This window comes from Salinimicrobium marinum (genome assembly GCF_014651535.1).
Taxonomy (GTDB): Bacteria; Bacteroidota; Bacteroidia; order Flavobacteriales; family Flavobacteriaceae; genus Salinimicrobium; species Salinimicrobium marinum.
In genome coordinates, this window is sequence record NZ_BMXB01000006.1 from 36,643 (window position 1) to 53,483 (window position 16,841).

General features: G+C 39.4%; 16 protein-coding genes and 1 other RNA gene. 8 read left to right on the forward strand and 9 right to left on the reverse strand.

The annotated features are described in order from the left end of the window. The first annotated feature begins 164 nt into the window (after positions 1-164). Together ytxJ and IE056_RS09295 are read left to right on the forward strand one after the other, a co-directional pair. Positions 165-563, forward strand: coding sequence for a bacillithiol system redox-active protein YtxJ (gene ytxJ, locus IE056_RS09290; RefSeq protein WP_189604438.1), 399 nt, complete (start codon positions 165-167; stop codon positions 561-563). A 143-nt stretch (positions 564-706) separates the two neighbouring features. Continuing rightward, on the forward strand, positions 707-865 hold the full coding sequence (locus tag IE056_RS09295; RefSeq protein WP_189604439.1) for a hypothetical protein: 159 nt from the start codon (positions 707-709) through the stop codon (positions 863-865). Positions 866-936: 71 nt separating this feature from the next. Here IE056_RS09295 and fahA read toward each other — a convergent pair whose 3' ends face one another. Next, entirely contained in the window at positions 937-2,229 is a 1,293-nt protein-coding gene (fahA, locus tag IE056_RS09300) for a fumarylacetoacetase (RefSeq protein ID WP_189604440.1), read from the reverse strand. A 112-nt stretch (positions 2,230-2,341) separates the two neighbouring features. Between fahA and glyA the strand changes: the two genes are divergently transcribed. Beyond that, positions 2,342-3,616: a serine hydroxymethyltransferase gene (glyA, locus tag IE056_RS09305; protein WP_189604441.1), complete on the forward strand. Its 1,275-nt coding sequence runs from the start codon at positions 2,342-2,344 to the stop codon at positions 3,614-3,616. 131 nt (positions 3,617-3,747) lie between these two features. Here glyA and IE056_RS09310 read toward each other — a convergent pair whose 3' ends face one another. Genes IE056_RS09310 through IE056_RS09320 form a run of 3 tightly spaced genes read right to left on the reverse strand, consistent with a single transcriptional unit; the run spans position 3,748 to position 6,763 of the window. After that, positions 3,748-5,286: a right-handed parallel beta-helix repeat-containing protein gene (locus tag IE056_RS09310; protein ID WP_189604442.1), complete on the reverse strand. Its 1,539-nt coding sequence runs from the start codon at positions 5,284-5,286 to the stop codon at positions 3,748-3,750. Then, complete coding sequence (locus tag IE056_RS09315; RefSeq protein ID WP_189604443.1) at positions 5,283-5,699, reverse strand: acyl-CoA thioesterase; 417 nt, start codon at positions 5,697-5,699, stop codon at positions 5,283-5,285. Before IE056_RS09315 ends, IE056_RS09310 begins: the two co-directional genes overlap by 4 nt. Beyond that, a complete protein-coding gene (locus IE056_RS09320) occupies positions 5,696-6,763 on the reverse strand; it encodes a glutaminyl-peptide cyclotransferase (protein WP_189604444.1) in 1,068 nt (355 codons plus the stop codon). The genes IE056_RS09315 and IE056_RS09320 overlap by 4 nt, the downstream gene beginning before the upstream one ends. 87 nt (positions 6,764-6,850) lie before the next feature. On the opposite strand from IE056_RS09320, the gene ffs reads away from it, so the two are divergent. The 3 genes from ffs to fsa all read left to right on the forward strand — a co-directional run bounded on the left by ffs (position 6,851) and on the right by fsa (position 8,531). After that, positions 6,851-6,949: signal recognition particle sRNA small type (gene ffs / locus IE056_RS09325), an RNA gene on the forward strand. 41 nt (positions 6,950-6,990) lie between these two features. Continuing rightward, positions 6,991-7,809 (forward strand): SDR family oxidoreductase, encoded by an 819-nt coding sequence (locus IE056_RS09330; protein WP_189604445.1) that lies wholly within the window; start codon positions 6,991-6,993, stop codon positions 7,807-7,809. A 65-nt stretch (positions 7,810-7,874) separates the two neighbouring features. Further along, entirely contained in the window at positions 7,875-8,531 is a 657-nt protein-coding gene (gene fsa, locus IE056_RS09335) for a fructose-6-phosphate aldolase (RefSeq protein WP_189604446.1), read from the forward strand. Between the two features lie 54 nt (positions 8,532-8,585). On the opposite strand, the gene IE056_RS09340 is transcribed toward fsa, so the two are convergent. Then, positions 8,586-9,989 (reverse strand): TlpA family protein disulfide reductase, encoded by a 1,404-nt coding sequence (locus IE056_RS09340; RefSeq protein ID WP_189604447.1) that lies wholly within the window; start codon positions 9,987-9,989, stop codon positions 8,586-8,588. A 178-nt stretch (positions 9,990-10,167) separates the two neighbouring features. Between IE056_RS09340 and IE056_RS09345 the strand changes: the two genes are divergently transcribed. Beyond that, a complete protein-coding gene (locus IE056_RS09345) occupies positions 10,168-11,802 on the forward strand; it encodes an ABC-F family ATP-binding cassette domain-containing protein (RefSeq protein ID WP_189604448.1) in 1,635 nt (544 codons plus the stop codon). A gap of 163 nt (positions 11,803-11,965) precedes the next feature. Here IE056_RS09345 and IE056_RS09350 read toward each other — a convergent pair whose 3' ends face one another. The 3 genes from IE056_RS09350 to IE056_RS09360 form a co-directional block, all read right to left on the reverse strand. Further along, entirely contained in the window at positions 11,966-12,190 is a 225-nt protein-coding gene (locus IE056_RS09350; protein WP_189604449.1) for a hypothetical protein, read from the reverse strand. Continuing rightward, positions 12,177-12,422, reverse strand: a complete 246-nt coding sequence (locus tag IE056_RS09355) for a putative signal transducing protein (protein WP_189604450.1) — start codon at positions 12,420-12,422, stop codon at positions 12,177-12,179. Before IE056_RS09355 ends, IE056_RS09350 begins: the two co-directional genes overlap by 14 nt. A 75-nt stretch (positions 12,423-12,497) precedes the next feature. Further along, a complete protein-coding gene (locus tag IE056_RS09360; protein ID WP_189604451.1) occupies positions 12,498-13,217 on the reverse strand; it encodes a hypothetical protein in 720 nt (239 codons plus the stop codon). Between the two features lie 185 nt (positions 13,218-13,402). Here IE056_RS09360 and IE056_RS09365 point away from each other — a divergent pair, with 185 nt between their 5' ends. Further along, on the forward strand, positions 13,403-13,990 hold the full coding sequence (locus IE056_RS09365; protein WP_189604452.1) for a DUF4136 domain-containing protein: 588 nt from the start codon (positions 13,403-13,405) through the stop codon (positions 13,988-13,990). 82 nt (positions 13,991-14,072) lie between these two features. Here IE056_RS09365 and pheT read toward each other — a convergent pair whose 3' ends face one another. Further along, positions 14,073-16,499: a phenylalanine--tRNA ligase subunit beta gene (pheT, locus tag IE056_RS09370; RefSeq protein WP_189604453.1), complete on the reverse strand. Its 2,427-nt coding sequence runs from the start codon at positions 16,497-16,499 to the stop codon at positions 14,073-14,075. Positions 16,500-16,841 lie beyond the last annotated feature (342 nt).

Below are 16,841 nucleotides of genomic sequence, written 5' to 3' on the forward strand. Positions count from 1 at the left end.
TGAAAATCAGCAGACAAAATGTCTTTTCGAAATGATAATCTTCTGACTTTTTGACATCTATAAGGTACTGATTTTTGTATAAATTTATCGGGATTAAAACAATTTTAATATTTACAGCAGGAGTTTCCGCGCTATAAATCGTATTTTTATAAAAAACAATAACTATGGGATTTTTTGATAAATTTAAAAGTGAAAGAGATGTAGCAAAGGAGGAGATAAAGGAGGTGCCCTGGCATCTAATAACCGAATCTGAGCAACTGAATGAGATAGAGAAGGAATCTGAAAAGAAAACAATCGCCATTTTCAAACATTCCACCACTTGCGGGATCAGTAAGATGGTGTTGAGAAATTTTGAATCTGAGTTCAGAACCGGGAAGGAAGAGGACAACCTTAAACTCTATTTTCTTGATCTTCGGGAATACAGAGGGGTTTCTAATGAAATTGCAGAAAGATTCAATGTGCGACACGAAAGTCCGCAGTTGCTAGTCTTAAAAGAGCGAAAAGTAGTGCACCATTCCTCGCATCATTCCATCGAAGCACAAAAAGTGAAGGAACTAGCTTAATACATTGATTTTTAGTTGCGAAAAGTCCCGGAGCGCTTTAAGACTTACTGTAAAATCCTGTTAAAAATTATATAAGCAGTTATTTATCCTTTTTTCAATTACTTATCTTAGGATGAAAGGAATGCTAATTCAAATTTAAAATTATGGATCATAAAGAAACTGATAGAAGAGAAAACGGGAATAAACAAAAAGACAACACCCGTGAAATGGATAATGACGCTAACCGCAAGAAGCAGCGGGAAGAGGATCAGGAGCGTTATGAGAAATTCAAGGAAGAAAAAAATCCGAAGAATAATAAGTGAGGATTTTACTAAAAATATGATGCACAAAAAAGCCACTTTCGAGTGGCTTTTTTATGCATTTTTCTGATTTCTTATTTTTTCTTAGGTTGGAAAACGGGAAGTAATTTTGTTTTTACCTCTCCAAATCCTATTCGGTACGCAGTATCTTTCTGGCAATATCCGCGCATGATCACAGTATCATTATCTTCAATAAACTTACGTTCACTACCATCATTTAATTTTACAGGTTTCTCGCCTTTCCAGGAAAGCTCCAGCATACTTCCGTAAGAATCGGGAGTTGGTCCCGAAATAGTACCAGATCCCATCATATCTCCTGAAAGAACAGGGCATCCATTGACGGTATGGTGAGCTAGCTGCTGACTCATATTCCAGTACATGTGTTTGAAATTTGATTTTGAGATCACGGTTTCTTCTGAATTTTCGGGCTGTATAGCAACTTCAAGGTTAATATCAAAACTTTTCTTCCCTTTAGAACGCAGGTAGGGAAGAGGTTCTATTTCCGGTTTCGGACTTTCGGTCCTGTAAGGATCCAGAGCATCTAATGTAACGATCCATGGGGAAATAGAAGAAGCGAAATTCTTTGCCAGGAATGGTCCTAAAGGAACATATTCCCAGGTTTGAATATCACGTGCACTCCAGTCATTAAACAGTACCAGTCCAAAAATATAATCTTCTGCTTCTTCAATAGGGATTGGTTCTCCCAAATGATTGGCATCTGTAGTAATAAAAGCCATTTCCAGTTCAAAATCTACCCTTTTGGAAGGTCCGAAAACCGGTTCTTTTGCTCCCGGAGGCAGGGTTTGTCCTTTTGGGCGGTGCACAGGAATTTCACTAGGAATTATGGAAGAGCTTCTTCCGTGATAACCTACAGGAATGTGAAGCCAGTTGGGTAACAACGCATTATCTGGATCCCGAAACATGGTTCCTACATTGGTAGCATGTTCTTTGCTAGAGTAAAAATCTGTATAATCACCTACCTGTACCGGCATTTGCATTTCAATTTCGTCAAGTCCAAAAAGCACTACCGTACGATGATCTTCATTATCCCGAAGCTGAGAATTTTCAGCATCAAAAATTTCGGCAATCCTGTTTCTTACCAGGCGCCATGTTTTTTTTCCGTCAGAAATAAAATCGTTCAGGGTGTCTTGAAGAAAAATGTCGTCGGTTAGTGGAATTCCTTCAAAATAACCTAACTGGTGTAATGCCCCCAGATCAATGGCAGTATTTCCTATTCTTGTTCCGATGGTAACGATATCGTCTCTGGTAAGAAAAACGCCAAACGGAATGTTCTGAATAGGAAAGTCTGAATCATGGGGGACTTCCAGCCAGGTCTTTCTATCTGGATTATTTGCTGTAATTGGCATAATTGAAATGTTGGTAATTTGTTAAAATGAATTCGAACCAAATATATTATTTTCCCTGTAAGAACCGAATGTATTTGCTATTTTTGAGGAATATTTAACGAAAAAAAATCTTATGCAACGGGATAAACAAATTTTTGATCTAATCGAAGCTGAAAAAGAGAGGCAACTAAATGGCTTAGAGTTAATTGCGAGTGAAAATTTCGTAAGTGAGCAGGTGCTGGAAGCAGCAGGATCTGTGCTTACTAATAAATATGCCGAAGGCTATCCGGGCAAACGCTATTACGGAGGTTGTGATGTGGTTGACCAGGTGGAACAACTGGCTATTGACCGGGCAAAAGAACTTTTTGGAGCCGAATATGCAAACGTGCAGCCACATTCAGGTTCGCAGGCCAATACCGCTGTTTATCACGCTTGTTTAACGCCGGGAGATAAAATCCTCGGATTTGACCTTTCTCATGGCGGACATTTAACCCACGGTTCTCCGGTTAATTTCTCCGGAAAATTATACGATCCTGTGTTTTATGGAGTGGAAAAAGAAAGCGGCCTTATCGATTATGATGCCATGGAAAAAGTGGCTGTGGAAGAAAAGCCGAAAATGATCATAGCCGGGGCTTCTGCTTATTCACAAGAATTTGATTATAAAAGAATGCGTGAAATAGCCGACAAAGTGGGTGCTATTTTGATGGCAGATATTTCTCACCCTGCAGGATTGATCGCCAAAGGACTTTTAGGAGATCCAATTCCGCATTGTCATATTGTTACGACTACTACTCATAAAACCTTAAGAGGTCCAAGAGGCGGACTTATCCTTATGGGGAAAGACTTTGATAATCCATTTGGACAAAAACTCAAGAACGGAAATCTGAAGAAAATGTCTTCATTGCTGGATAGCGGAGTGTTCCCAGGAAATCAGGGTGGGCCATTGGAGCACATCATTGCGGCAAAAGCAGTGGCTTTTGGTGAAGCTCTTACAGATGAATTCCTGCACTATACGGTACAGGTGAAAAAAAATGCAAAAGCAATGGCCGCTGCATTTCTGAAAAAGGATTATCACGTTATTTCCGGCGGAACAGATAACCATATGATGTTGATCGATCTTCGGAATAAAAATATCTCCGGAAAAGAAGCTGAAGAGGCGTTGGGAAAAGCAGATATCACTGTAAACAAGAACATGGTGCCGTTTGATGATAAATCTCCGTTTGTAACCTCGGGAATCAGGATCGGGACTCCGGCTGTTACTACCCGCGGACTTGTAGAAAGTGATATGGCTAAAATCGTTGAGCTTATGGACAGAGCAATCACCAATGCTGAAAATGAAGAAGAACTGGAAGCAGTTAAAAAAGAAGTGATTTCCATGATGAAAGAAAGGCCGCTTTTTAATGCTTAATTTCAGATTTTAGATATAGGAAAATGTAAATTGAAATTTTCCTTAAAGTAATAAAGACTGTCTGAATAGAGCTTTTTAGACAGTCTTTTTTTTTGTTTTAAATGCTGCCTAAAGATTCTTGGGGGGCGATGCTATTCCCCTTCATTATCTTCACTTTCTTCTGAAGGTGTCCATTCGTAAGCCCCAATGTCTGGCTGAAGAGCTCGGTTAACCTTAAGGATATCCCGCGGAACTTCCAGGGCCGTTGCAGGATTCCCCATATTTCTTGCCGGCGATTCTTCTGAAAGCTGCAGATCATTCTGAGCCGGATTCCGGAAAAGCGGATCCTCATAGAAAATGACATTATCGAATTCGGCAAGATCTGAGAAAACAGCAGCACCAGATCTCAGGAGGCAGTGATCAAAGCTTAAACTAGCTTCGGGCGCTTCCTGGAGATTAATCAGCAGTTCCTGAGTTTGATTTCCATAAATAATACAGTTCGAAAAATGTGCTTTTAGGGATTCTTTATAAGAGGTTTGTTCTGGTGTCTGCCAGGCGTTGGAAATGTAAACTGCAGGATAATTCCGGTAGCCGTTGTTCCAGTAGTTGGCAAAAGTGGAATGTTTAAAGCGGTAACTTCCTCCCAAAGCCAGGTGTAAAGAAGCCTGTCCGCTGTTGTTGATCACCAGGTTTTCACCCACAATGTTCGCATTTCTGGCAAGGATTCCGCTGGTGGAAGAATTGTAGATTTGAGTGTTAGCAATAAGTAGAGGAGAGGAAGGTTCTTCGTCTTTGTTATCTAATAATAGTCCTACCGTAGCATTTCTAATGATGGTGTGGTTCAAAAAGCTGTTTCCGCCTGCTTCTCGAAACCAGATCGTGCCCCACTGGCCCGGAATATTATTAAACTCAGGCTGCAGGCGGTCACCTTCAAAAATGATTTGTTTTTCCGTAGTACCTGGATCTGTGTTGGCTTCGCCTTTTGCCTGTATAGCGGCTCCTTCAGAAATAATGATTCCGCTGTTAGCGTGAAAATGAATTCTTGCACCGGCTTCGATCTCCAAAACTTTATTGGGTGGTACCGCAGCATATCCGTAGATCACATAAGGTTTTTCATGGGTGAACCGGAGTTCTTCGTCTTCAAGGAAAAAGCCCTGGATGCTGACTTCTTCTCCGGCAGGATCTCTTCCTAAATCAATAGTCTCAATAATTCCTTCTGAATCCTTTGTTGGGTAAAGGAAAACAGCATCTTTAACCAGGGTGATAAGAGGAATCTTTTGCTGGTGCACTTCCGAAGAAAATTCAATGGCATCTGAATATAAAAACTGATTTTCAGCAGTATTTAATTCCTGAAAATCCACCGTGGTTTCAATAAAAACATAGAGGCTGTCCTTCGCGAGGATCTCAATATCTTCAAAAGATTTTCCGGACAAGCCATCTACATTCAACCGATAGCCGGAGGTTTCCCCCAGGCTCAACCGGATTTTCGGGATCAAAAGATCTTCATTAGTGCGGTTATACACCTTTAGGCTGTAAGTCGCAGAACCAATATTTGAAAATACGGTATCGAGGTAAACGGTGTCTTTAGAGAATTCAAGATTTCCGGAGCTTTCAATAGTTTCGAAATCAGATCTGCAGGAACTCCACAGTACCGGGATCAAAAAAAGCCACAGGAGACCCCGCCATTTCATTGTTTGTGAAAGACGTTGCTGAGTTCTTCAGTTATTTTGGTAGGTTTTTTCGTGCTGGTATCTAACAGGCACCAGTTGGATTTTGCGGCCACCAAAACTTCGCCCGATTCGGCATTTTTTATGTTCACAAATCTTTCGGAAGTTACAAACGTGGTGTCACCTACAAAGGTTTCGATCGAAAGTTCATCTCCCAGAAAAGCCTGTTTTTTGTAGTCGATCTCATGTCGAATCACTACCCAGAAAAACTCTTTTTTTAGCTTTTCGGTGGCACGCACTTCCCAGTGTTCTTTTGCGATATCCTGTATCCATTGTACGTAACGTACATTGTTTACGTGTTCAAATTCATCCAGGTCATCTTTAGAAACTGTCCTTTTATGGCTATATGTTTCTGCGGGGATATTTTTCTTTTTCATCTTTTTACAATTTCAACCTCAAATAATTTGTCCCAGTTTTTTCCGGTAACATAGATTTTGTTGGTGTTTTGGTTATAGGCGATCCCATTGAGAACGTCATTTACAGGATCAAGATCATCCACGTTTGTGAGGTTGTCCCGTAAGCCTTTGAAATTAATAAGACCCTCGATCGCTCCGTTTTCCGGATTTATAATAGCTACCCCATCTTTTTGATAGGTGTTGGCATAGATTTTTCCGTTGATATATTCCAGTTCATTTAACTGCGTGGAGATCGTCCTGTGGGTAACAGTTTGTATGAAATCCTCTTCCCGAAGCGTTTCAGGATTCAGGATCCAGATCTTTTCTGTACCGTCACTTTTATAAAGTTTTTCCCCGTCATTGGCCAGTCCCCAGCCTTCTTTACTCTGATTGTAAGCAAAACTTCCTGTTTTTTCCAGGGTATTGGCATCATAGATAAAACCTTCTCCTTCTTTCCAGGTCAGTTGATAGATTTTTCCGTCAAGTATGGTCAGTCCTTCCGCAAAATACGATCTGTCCAGCTCTTTTGAGTCCAGGATATTTCCGGTTTGCAGGTCTACTTTCCGGAGAGAGGAATTTCCGTATTGTCCCGTGCTTTCGTATAAAGTGTCGTTGTGGAATTCCAGCCCCTGAGTATACGCATCGGGTGAATGGGGATAGGTCGCAATGATGCGGTAAGTGTAGGAAGAAGGGGGTTCATTGTTGTAAAGTGTAAATTCCTCCTGAATTTCTTCCTGTTCTCCTTCGGAATATACGCTGGCAGTAAGATTCCATTTCCCCAGTTTTTCATTCTGGAACGTGTGGTTAAAAGTTTCTTCGGAAGAAGCTTTTTGGAGACGTTTCCCCTGAAGGTAATAAATAACCGAATCTACTGTGCGTTCTTTTTTGTTTTCAAAGTTCACCTGAATGGCATCTCCAAGCTGAAATTCGCGGTTTTGACTGTTAAAATTCAGACTAAAATCGGAAGTTTTTTCACCTGATTTATCTCCGCAGGAGAAGAGGGCGGTTCCTAAAAAGAACAACAACAGGCAGTTGTGTATTTTCATTTTTTATATCAATTTCTAAGCAAGATAAATTATTTAATTCGGTTTAAAAAATACTTGCAAAAAGTATGAAAGGTTGTATATTTGCACCGGCAAGTCCCACACAACCAGCTCCTGCTGAATCCCCCAGGGCGGGAACGCAGCAAGGGTAAGTGGTCGTAGCGGTGTGATGTGGGTCGCTTGCCATTTTTTGTTTCCGGTATCTAAATTTAATCGCATCTTTGCAGGATATGGAAAAACAAACTGCTGCAAAAGTAGTACTCATCACAGGCGCTTCTTCCGGCATTGGAAAAGCTATCGCAGAACACCTTCTCACAAAAAATTTTAGGGTATTTGGTACCAGTAGAAATCCGGCGAAACAATCAGACAGTAAATTTCCGCTGGTTGCACTGGATGTTACCAAAAAAGACACTATTACAACAGCTGTTTCAAAAGTAATTTCAGAAGCAGGCAAAATTGATATTCTTATTAATAATGCCGGCGTGGGAATTACAGGCCCTATTGAGGAAACTCCCGATGAAGAGATCAAAAAAGCGTTTGATACCAACTATTTCGGACCTCTCAATGTCATCAAAGCTGTTCTGCCGGAAATGCGAAAAAACAACGGTGGACTCATCATTAACATCACCTCTATTGCCGGTTACATGGGGCTTCCTTACCGCGGAATTTATTCCGCTTCTAAAGGTGCGCTCGAATTAACTACCGAAGCTTTTAGAATGGAACTGAGAGATTTCAATATTCACATGACCAATGTGGCTCCGGGCGATTTCGCCACCAATATAGCCGCCGGTAGATATCACGCACCGGTTTTAGAAGACAGTCCTTATAAAAGACCTTATGGGAATACGCTTAAATTAATGAACCAGCATGTGGATGAAGGGGAGAGCCCTACCATAATGGCAGAGGCTATTTATCGCATTATTATTACAAAACAACCCAGGGGGCATTATAAAGTAGGAGACGCAATGCAGAAATTTTCTATTGCGCTTAAACGAATTCTGCCCGATAAAATGTATGAGAGATTACTTCTTAAACATTATAAATTGTAGATTTGCAGAAATGGAATCAAATCTTATTAAAGGGTTCTCTTTTAAACAACTAAAACTATATAAATATGAAATTTTTTATTGATACTGCAAACCTTGAGCAAATTAGAGAAGCTCAGGAATTAGGTGTTCTTGATGGGGTGACTACCAATCCATCTTTAATGGCAAAAGAAGGAATTACAGGAAAAGAGAACATCCTGGAGCATTATAAAAAGATTTGTGAGATCGTAACCGGTGATGTAAGTGCAGAGGTTATTGCCACCACTTTTGATGAAATAGTAAAAGAAGGGGAGGAGCTTGCGAAACTTCACGACCAGATTATTGTGAAAGTTCCAATGATCAAAGAAGGTATTAAGGCAATTAAATATTTTAGCGATAAAGGGATTAAAACCAACTGTACATTAGTATTCTCTGCGGGACAGGCATTATTGGCTGCAAAAGCCGGTGCGACCTATGTATCTCCTTTCCTTGGAAGACTTGATGATATTTCTACAGACGGACTTAACCTTATTGCTGAAATAAGACTGATCTATGATAACTATGGTTTTGAAACCGAGATTCTTGCGGCTTCTATAAGACACACTATGCACGTAATTGACTGTGCTAAGATTGGTGCAGATGTGATGACCGGTCCTTTATCTTCTATTACAGGATTGCTTAATCACCCGTTAACCGATATTGGTCTTGAAAAATTCCTTTCAGATCACCAGAAAGGAAACAATTAGTTTCTACTTATAAAAGTTAAGGAAGAAAACCCGGAAGTAAAATTTCGGGTTTTTTTATTGATTCAGGAATTCTACGATCCTGGATTCGAAATCGGGAGAATGAATGAAAGCATCCCCTGTTACAACTACATTGTTCTTGTCAATGAAAAGGCTTTTGTTCAGGTAATTCTGAAAGATATCTTTCTCCAGGTTGTAGTTCAGCTGAAATTCGTATTTCTTTTCGTAACCAGATTCACCTATAGTGCTAATCCACTTATCATATTCCCCTGTATCAATATTTACTCCTATAAAATCAATTTCCGGATATCTTTTTCTCAGCTCGGCCATCTTACGATGGTTTTTTTTATGATTTTGAGGGGAATAAATGGACCAGAGGAAAATAATGCTAGGTTTAGAAGTGATTTGGCTGTACTTCTTTTCTTCTCCGGAGGTATTTAAGATTGTAATATCAGTCACATTCATTCCCGGAAGATATGCCAGCTGTAAATTACCCGTCTGCACCATTTTTTCCAGCATTTCTTCGGGATAACTTTTTTCTTTCAGTAAATCAAGAATATTGACAATTTCCTGGCGCTCTTTTGCCATGATGATACCAAGAGCACCAAACTTTGAGTAGAAATGTTCCTTCACCAGGGGAAGATTGGTAAGGGTGTCAATAATATTTATACGGGAGGTGATATTGCCATGGTCGTAAAGATCATAACAATCGTTATGGTCTTTGTTTGCCACAGCGCATTCCGCCATGGCCATATTTATCAGGTAATTTTCAATAAATCTGATGTAATTCGTACAGGTTTGCAGCATCCCGTCGTTAAAGTTTACTTCCTTTCTGTAGCCGTGGAAATCGGCAGGCATTTGTCTGGAGAATTTCTTGTAATATTTATTTACCATGTAAGTATAACGCTCCTTTAGATCATAAGAATCATATAGGATCGATTTTTCGGCAAATTCGAGAAATTCTTTAGAGAACTTGTTTTTCCTGTCGGAATGTTTTAAAAGATCCAGTTGCTGGCATTTTATAGAATCTGTTTTAGTTTTAAATTCTTCAGGAGTAATTTTATAGTAGGATAATACAAGATCTATGTTGTTTTCGGTTTCAAGAAAGGTTTGAATCAACAGGTTGTTCTTCTCGCTTCCGGTGCCGCTAAAATGAAGAGATTCATCAAAGTCAATGGAATTTGCCCTGATAAGCAAACTGTCTCCGGGCTGAAGAAAAAATGTCTGGCTGTGTGGATTGTGTTTAAAAACATACAATCCGGTCTCGGCATTTTTTACAGTGTAGCTAAAGCGTTTTCTTTTGTCGAGTGGAATGGTATCTAAAGGAACATTATCCTTTAAAATGATCACATTATTTGAGGTTGGATTGACGACCTGTCCACCCACAAAAGCGTCTTTTTCTTTTTCTTTATTTTCATTACAGCCTGTTGCAGTAAGTATTACTGTAAGAAGAAGTAACAAATAAATTCTTAGATGATACACGGAAAAATCAGTTGGGGGTATATTTTAATGCAACAGCAAATGTAGGTTTAGAGACCGTCCTGTATTGTTAAGCATGAGTTAAAAAGAAATTTATAAAAGTTAATGTTTCAGGATTTTGCGTTAAATGGCTACTTTTGCAAAAATTATAAAATATACTATGCTATCAGTTTCAAATCTATCAGTACAATTTGGTAAGAGAGTATTGTTTGATGAAGTTAATACCACCTTTACTCAGGGGAATATCTACGGAGTTATAGGTGCCAACGGAGCAGGGAAATCAACTTTCTTGAATATTATTAGTGGAAAGTCCGATCCTACTTCAGGACACGTTCACCTGGAGCCGGGAAAACGTATGTCGGTTTTGGAGCAAAACCACAATTTATACGATGAATACAATGTTCTTGAAACTGTCATAATGGGAAATAAGCCCCTTTATGAGATCAAGAAAGAAATGGATGAGATCTACGCCAAGGAGGACTTTAACGATGCCGATGGGGAAAGAGTGGGTGTTTTACAGGTTGAATTTGAAGAAATGAACGGCTGGAATGCAGACAGTGAAGCTGCGGCACTGCTTTCCAACCTGGGGATAAAAGAAGATAACCATTATACTTTAATGGGAGATCTCGACAATAAGCTCAAGGTAAGGGTACTGCTTGCCCAGGCGCTTTTCGGGAATCCCGATGTGCTTATTATGGATGAGCCAACCAACGACCTGGATTATGAAACAATTACCTGGTTGGAGAACTTCCTGGCGAACTATGAAAACACAGTAATTGTGGTTTCTCACGACCGTCACTTCCTGGATTCGGTTTGTACTCATATTTCGGATATTGACTTCGGAAAAATAAACCATTACAGTGGTAACTACACGTTTTGGTACGAATCGTCTCAATTGGCAGCACGTCAACGTTCACAGCAGAACAAAAAAGCTGAAGAAAAGAAAAAGGAGCTTGAAGAATTCATCAGAAGGTTTAGTGCCAACGTAGCTAAATCCAAACAGGCTACTTCTCGTAAAAAGATGATTGAAAAGCTGAATATTGATGATATTAGACCTTCCAGCCGAAGATATCCTGCCATTATTTTTGAAAGGGAAAGAGAGGCCGGGGACCAGATTCTGAATGTAGAAAATCTTGAGGCTTCCATTGAAGGAGAAACTTTGTTTAAAGGAGTGAATATTAACCTTGCAAAGGGAGACAAGGTAGTGGTGTATTCCAAAGATTCACGTGCTACCACTGCTTTTTATGAAATACTTAATAGCAATGAGAAACCTGTGGCAGGTAAATTTGAATGGGGAGTAACTACCAATCAATCCTATTTGCCACTCGATAATTCAGCCTTTTTTGATAATGAGTTTACGCTTGTAGATTGGCTTAGACAATGGGCAAAGACAGAAGAGGAGCGGGAAGAAGTTTATATAAGAGGCTTTCTAGGAAAGATGATCTTTAGTGGAGAAGAAGCATTAAAAACTTCCAATGTACTTTCGGGAGGTGAAAAAGTGCGATGTATGTTAAGTCGAATGATGATGATGAGGGCCAATGTACTGATGCTTGATGAGCCCACCAACCACCTGGATCTTGAATCTATTACAGCTTTCAACAACTCCCTGAAGAATTTTAAGGGAACCATACTTTTTACCACCCATGACCATGAATTTGCTCAGACGGTAGCAAACCGTGTAATTGAACTTACTCCGGGCGGTGCAATAGACCGTTACCTGAGCTTTGATGAGTATATGAGCGATAAGAAGATAAAAGAGCAGCGAGAGAAGATGTACGCCGGTAAGGTAATGTAGAGTAGAGAGAATATTTCTAAATATATCCAAAAGTGGCTGTCTAAAAAGCACTTTTACGTCAACCAGAATGTGTTTCAGGTTCTTAAAATCTGGAAAAACAGACTAAAAGATTCTGAGATAAATTCAGAATGACGATTTGAAAGCTTTTTAATCAGCCTCTTTTTTAATTTCCGGGCCTAAAAAATTTGTACAGGTCTACAGCTCCAAGAGTGATAAAACCTATGGCAATGATTAGCCGGAAGTTGGAATATTCGGCTCCGTTGTAGTACGTGAAAATTCTGTAGGAACCATAACCAGAAAAAGCCAGCCCAATAATCAGGTTGAAATAGTTTCTTTTTTTTGGAGGATTCCTGTCATTCATAAGAAGTGTAAACCTATTCTTTTTCATTTTCTTCCGGAAAGGTTTCCTCTACTATTTTTCGGGCTTTTTCAAAATGTTCAGAATCGGCAAATAAAAGTACCTGTCCGGGAAGTCCGCCACCGAATCCGGCACGTAATCCGGAGTCAAAATCATTTCTTACCCGTGACGATATATTTTCTTTCTCAAAAAGCTCTTGCAGATATTGAACATTTACTTCAGAACCTGTATAAACCCGCTTAAAATTTTCTTCTATATCCATGTTTGTATCTTTAACTACGAAAGTTAACAATAGAAGGCAAATCTTCCTTTTCCTTTAATTAAGGTTTAACATATTTCAGCCATTAAAATATTTGCTGTTCCAGATTCCTGAACTAAAATTTTTCCCCAGAGCGACTCCATAGAATATCATCAGGCCAACCATAGATTTGAAGGAAAATAGAAAAAGCATAATAAATTCTGAAGTTGCCTGGTAATGAGAGAAGAAAACAGCTCTAAGAAGAAAAGTGAGTGAAAAGCTGAAGATGACGGTAAAAACAAGCAGGTTTTCAATATTTTTCAAAGGCCACATCAATATTTTCCGAAATGGATTAAGGTCATTTCCCCATTTATGGATGAGATAGTAATACCCATTGCCTATAGGCGCAAAAAGAAGAGGGTCATCTGCATTTTTGAGCCTGAAGTTTTTTGAAGGAGCTACTATTTGAAATCCGTGAAGAGGGGTATTGTGTATTTTTTCAAGGTCTTTTATTTCCGACAAAGCTTCCGGCGGAAAACCGGCCTTAAAATATTTGGTGTCCAAAAACCGCAGGCGGTAATTCACACAAATATTTTTAATATGAGAAATGTGGAAAACCTTTCCCGGGATAAGGAGATTGGGATCAAAACCATTTCCTTCAGAAAAACCACCTTGGTGAATTCTCTCCATGATTTCCCTTTCTTTGTCTTCTTCAGCTTGTAAAAAGTATTTTACCTGTTCCAGGATATCTTCTTCAGAAATGTCTTTTTTCCGATATTTCTCTAGCTCCCGCTGCAGGTTGATTTTTTCTAACAACATCATCTTTGGCTTTAATCAGGTTTTAAAAATAAGGAAATGGGACAGAACAAGCAAAATGCTTTAACTTAAAGGAAAGGTTAATTTGTTGATTTTTAGGTTAAAATCTAATTAAACTGAGGGGGCGATAAGAGTCATTAGTGGAGAAATGTTTAAATTAAAAATGTATAATTAAAACACGAAAACAAATGAAGATTAAAAATTATTTTTTTGGGTTAAGTTTTATCTTTACCCTCTTACTTATTGGTTGTGGCCCAAAGGTGGACACTGATAAGAAGACCAGCAGGGATTTGAGCAATTATTCCAGTTATTCCTTTTTACCAAACCAGGATACCATAAAGAACAGCGATTATGACAACGCTTATGTGAATGAAATAGTGATTGACGAGATCAATCAAAATATGAAGGAGGAAAATTACAGGCTGGAAAGAAATCAACCCGACCTGCTGGTGTATTACCACCTTATGTTTGATGAAGAGATGGCAGTGAATGCATCTCCGGTTTATACCAACTACAGCTATTACAGACCGGGTTATTATGTAGGTCCTTATTACCGTAATTATGCCTATAATAACTATTTTACCGTACCACGTGTGGCCGGTACAGGAATTGAACAAATACCATATAGAGAGGGAACTATTGTTATTGACCTTATAGACCGCCGGACCAATGAGATCGTTTGGCGTGGAAAAGCAAATGATGTAGTGGATCCTGCAAATCTTGATGGAGAGCTAAGATCCTATATTGATGCTATTTTTGAGCAATATCCCCAATAGGTCACATTACAAATAATGAAAGAGGCTGCCTAAATGTTTTTTAGACAGCCTCTTTTTTTTACGGTAACCAGTGATGATTCCCTTATCTCAATTCGGCTCCGAGTTGCTTTTCAAAATTTTGTTGCAGCTTGCTCATGATCTTGTCAACTTGCTTATCGGTAAGGGTTTTGTGTTCATCCTGAATGGTGAAACTCACGGCGTAACTTTTCTTTCCCTCCGGAAGATTTTTTCCTTCATAAACGTCGAAAAGATTAATTCCTTTCAGGAACTTTTTCTCGGTTTGACTTGCAATAGTGTAAATGTCTTCAAATTTAACTGAAGAATCCAGTAACAGCGCAAAATCCCTTCTTACCGCCTGAAATTTTGAAATTGAGGTAAACTCCCTTTTTTGATTTTTTGCTGTTTGCAGCACTTGCTCCCATTGAAAATCGGCAAAGAGAACCTCCTGATTGATTCCGAATTCTTTCAGGATCTTCTTTTTTACGATTCCGAATTCAACAAGTTTGATTTTACCGGAACTGAAAGAAATTCCTTCAGAAAAGATATCATTTTTTACAGGGCCGGATTTAAGATCTGAAATCCCCAGTCTCTCCAACACTGAAGTTGTTACACCTTTAAGATAGAAGAAATCCCCTTTTTGAAGCGGATTGCTCCAGCTTTCTGCAGAGCGGTTTCCGGAAACAAATAGCGTAAGATGCTTGGTTTCTGTTTTTCCGCCTTCAAAGTTGTGATAGGTTTTTCCGAATTCAAATAGCTTCAGGTCGCTGCGTTTTCTGTTGAGGTTATAACTAACAGCCTCCAATCCCGAAAACAACAGAGATTGCCGTAAAACCGACAAATCCTGACTCAAAGGATTCAGCATGGTTACGTTGTACTCTTCTTTTAACTGCTCACTTAATTTCGTGTAGGCAGGTGTGGTAAGAGAATTGGCCATGGTTTCAAAAAAGCCCTGTCCAGTTAACTGGTTCGCTATAACATTCTGAATTTTATAATCATCAAATTTGGAAGAATTAGCCACAGAAGCATTCAGTTTATCTCCAAATTCAATATTGTTGTATCCATATACACGAAGGATTTCTTCGATCACATCTGCTTCCCGTTTTACATCCACCCTGTAAGGCGGAATAGTAAGTCCCATCCCTGTTTCGGTCACATTGTTAACTCTAATTTCAAGGGAAGCGAGAATGGATTTGATAGTTTCCTGAGATAAATTCTGTCCTATTAGCGTATTGATCTTATCGAAAGTAAGGAACACAGGAAAGTCTTCGATCTTGTTCGAGTAGTAATCATCGATGTCACTGGTCACAGTGCCACCCGCAAATTCCTGGATCAAAAGCGCTGCCCGTTTTAGAGCATATTCAGTAATATTTGGGTCTATTCCTCTTTCATACCTAAAGGAGGCATCGGTATTCAGACCGTGCCTTTTTGCTGACTTTCGTACGCTTACGGGGTTAAAATAAGCACTTTCAATAAAAATGCTAGTAGTGTCAGCGCTTACCCCGCTGCCAAGTCCGCCAAAAACTCCGGCTAATGCAAGGGGCTTTTCAGCGTCACAAATCATAAGGTCCTCTTCATGCAGTTCTCTTTCCACTTCGTCTAAAGTGACAAATTTGGTTCCTGCAGGCAGTGTTTTTACGTTTATCTCATTTCCGGTAATTTTTGCAGCATCAAAAGCATGAAGCGGTTGTCCCAGCTCATGCATTACATAATTGGTAACATCTACCACATTATTCTTCGGAGTGATCCCAATAGCTTTAAGTCGGTTTTGCAACCATTTTGGAGATGCGGCTATTTTAATATCAGATACAGTAACACCGCAGTAGCGGGGCACCAGATCTGAATTTTTAATCTTTACGGGAATTCTAAGGCTTCTGCTGTCCACGTGAAAACTGCTAACAGAAGGGGTGATTAACTCCAGCGTATCTCCCTGTTGCTGAAAACCCGCTTTTAGATCGCGGGCTACTCCCCAGTGGCTCATGGCATCTGCACGGTTTGGGGTAAGTCCAATCTCAAATACCAGATCATTTTCTACTTCAAAAATTTCTGAAACGGAAGTCCCGGGTTTGAGGTCATCTTTAAGCACCATAATCCCGTCATGGCTTTTTCCTAGTCCCAGCTCATCTTCCGCACAAATCATCCCGTGGCTGCTTTCGCCTCTTATTTTACTTTTTTTAATTTCCCAGGCTTCTCCTTTTTCATCATATAAAGTAGTTCCTACAGTAGCCACCGGAACTTTTTGTCCTTCGGCGACATTTGGCGCACCACACACAATTTGCACAGGGTTTTCTCTTCCAATATCTACTTTTGTAACTTTTAACCTGTCTGCATTTTCATGCGGTACACAAGAAAGCACGTGACCAACAACTACTCCTTCAAGTCCTCCCTTTACACTCTGAAAAGTTTCAATTCCCTCCACTTCAAGCCCGAGGTCTGTGAGCAATTCTCCGGTTTTTTCGGCGTCCTGCTTTAGTTGAATGAATTGTTGTAACCAGTTATAAGAAATCCTCATTTGAATCTGAATTTAAAGCCGCAAAGATAGTATTACGAATGGTTTTGGCATAATTTGATTTTGAATTAAATGCGGTAATTACATTGGTTTCTTTCTTAAATCAAATTCAATAACCTGGGAAAGTAGCGATGTGGTGTAGGAAATAATTTACAGTGAAAGAAAAATGTTGGTATTTGGTCTTTTTTAACATTTCTTGCTTTCTGTAGGCTTTTTCTGAGATTCCGACAGAAAACGATCTTTTTCTTCCTACACTTCATCGAAAGTTTGAAAATCAGCATTTTACGGGTGATCTTTTTATATACCTTAGCGTGCATTGGGAAGAGAATGTGAGTAGGGAAAGAA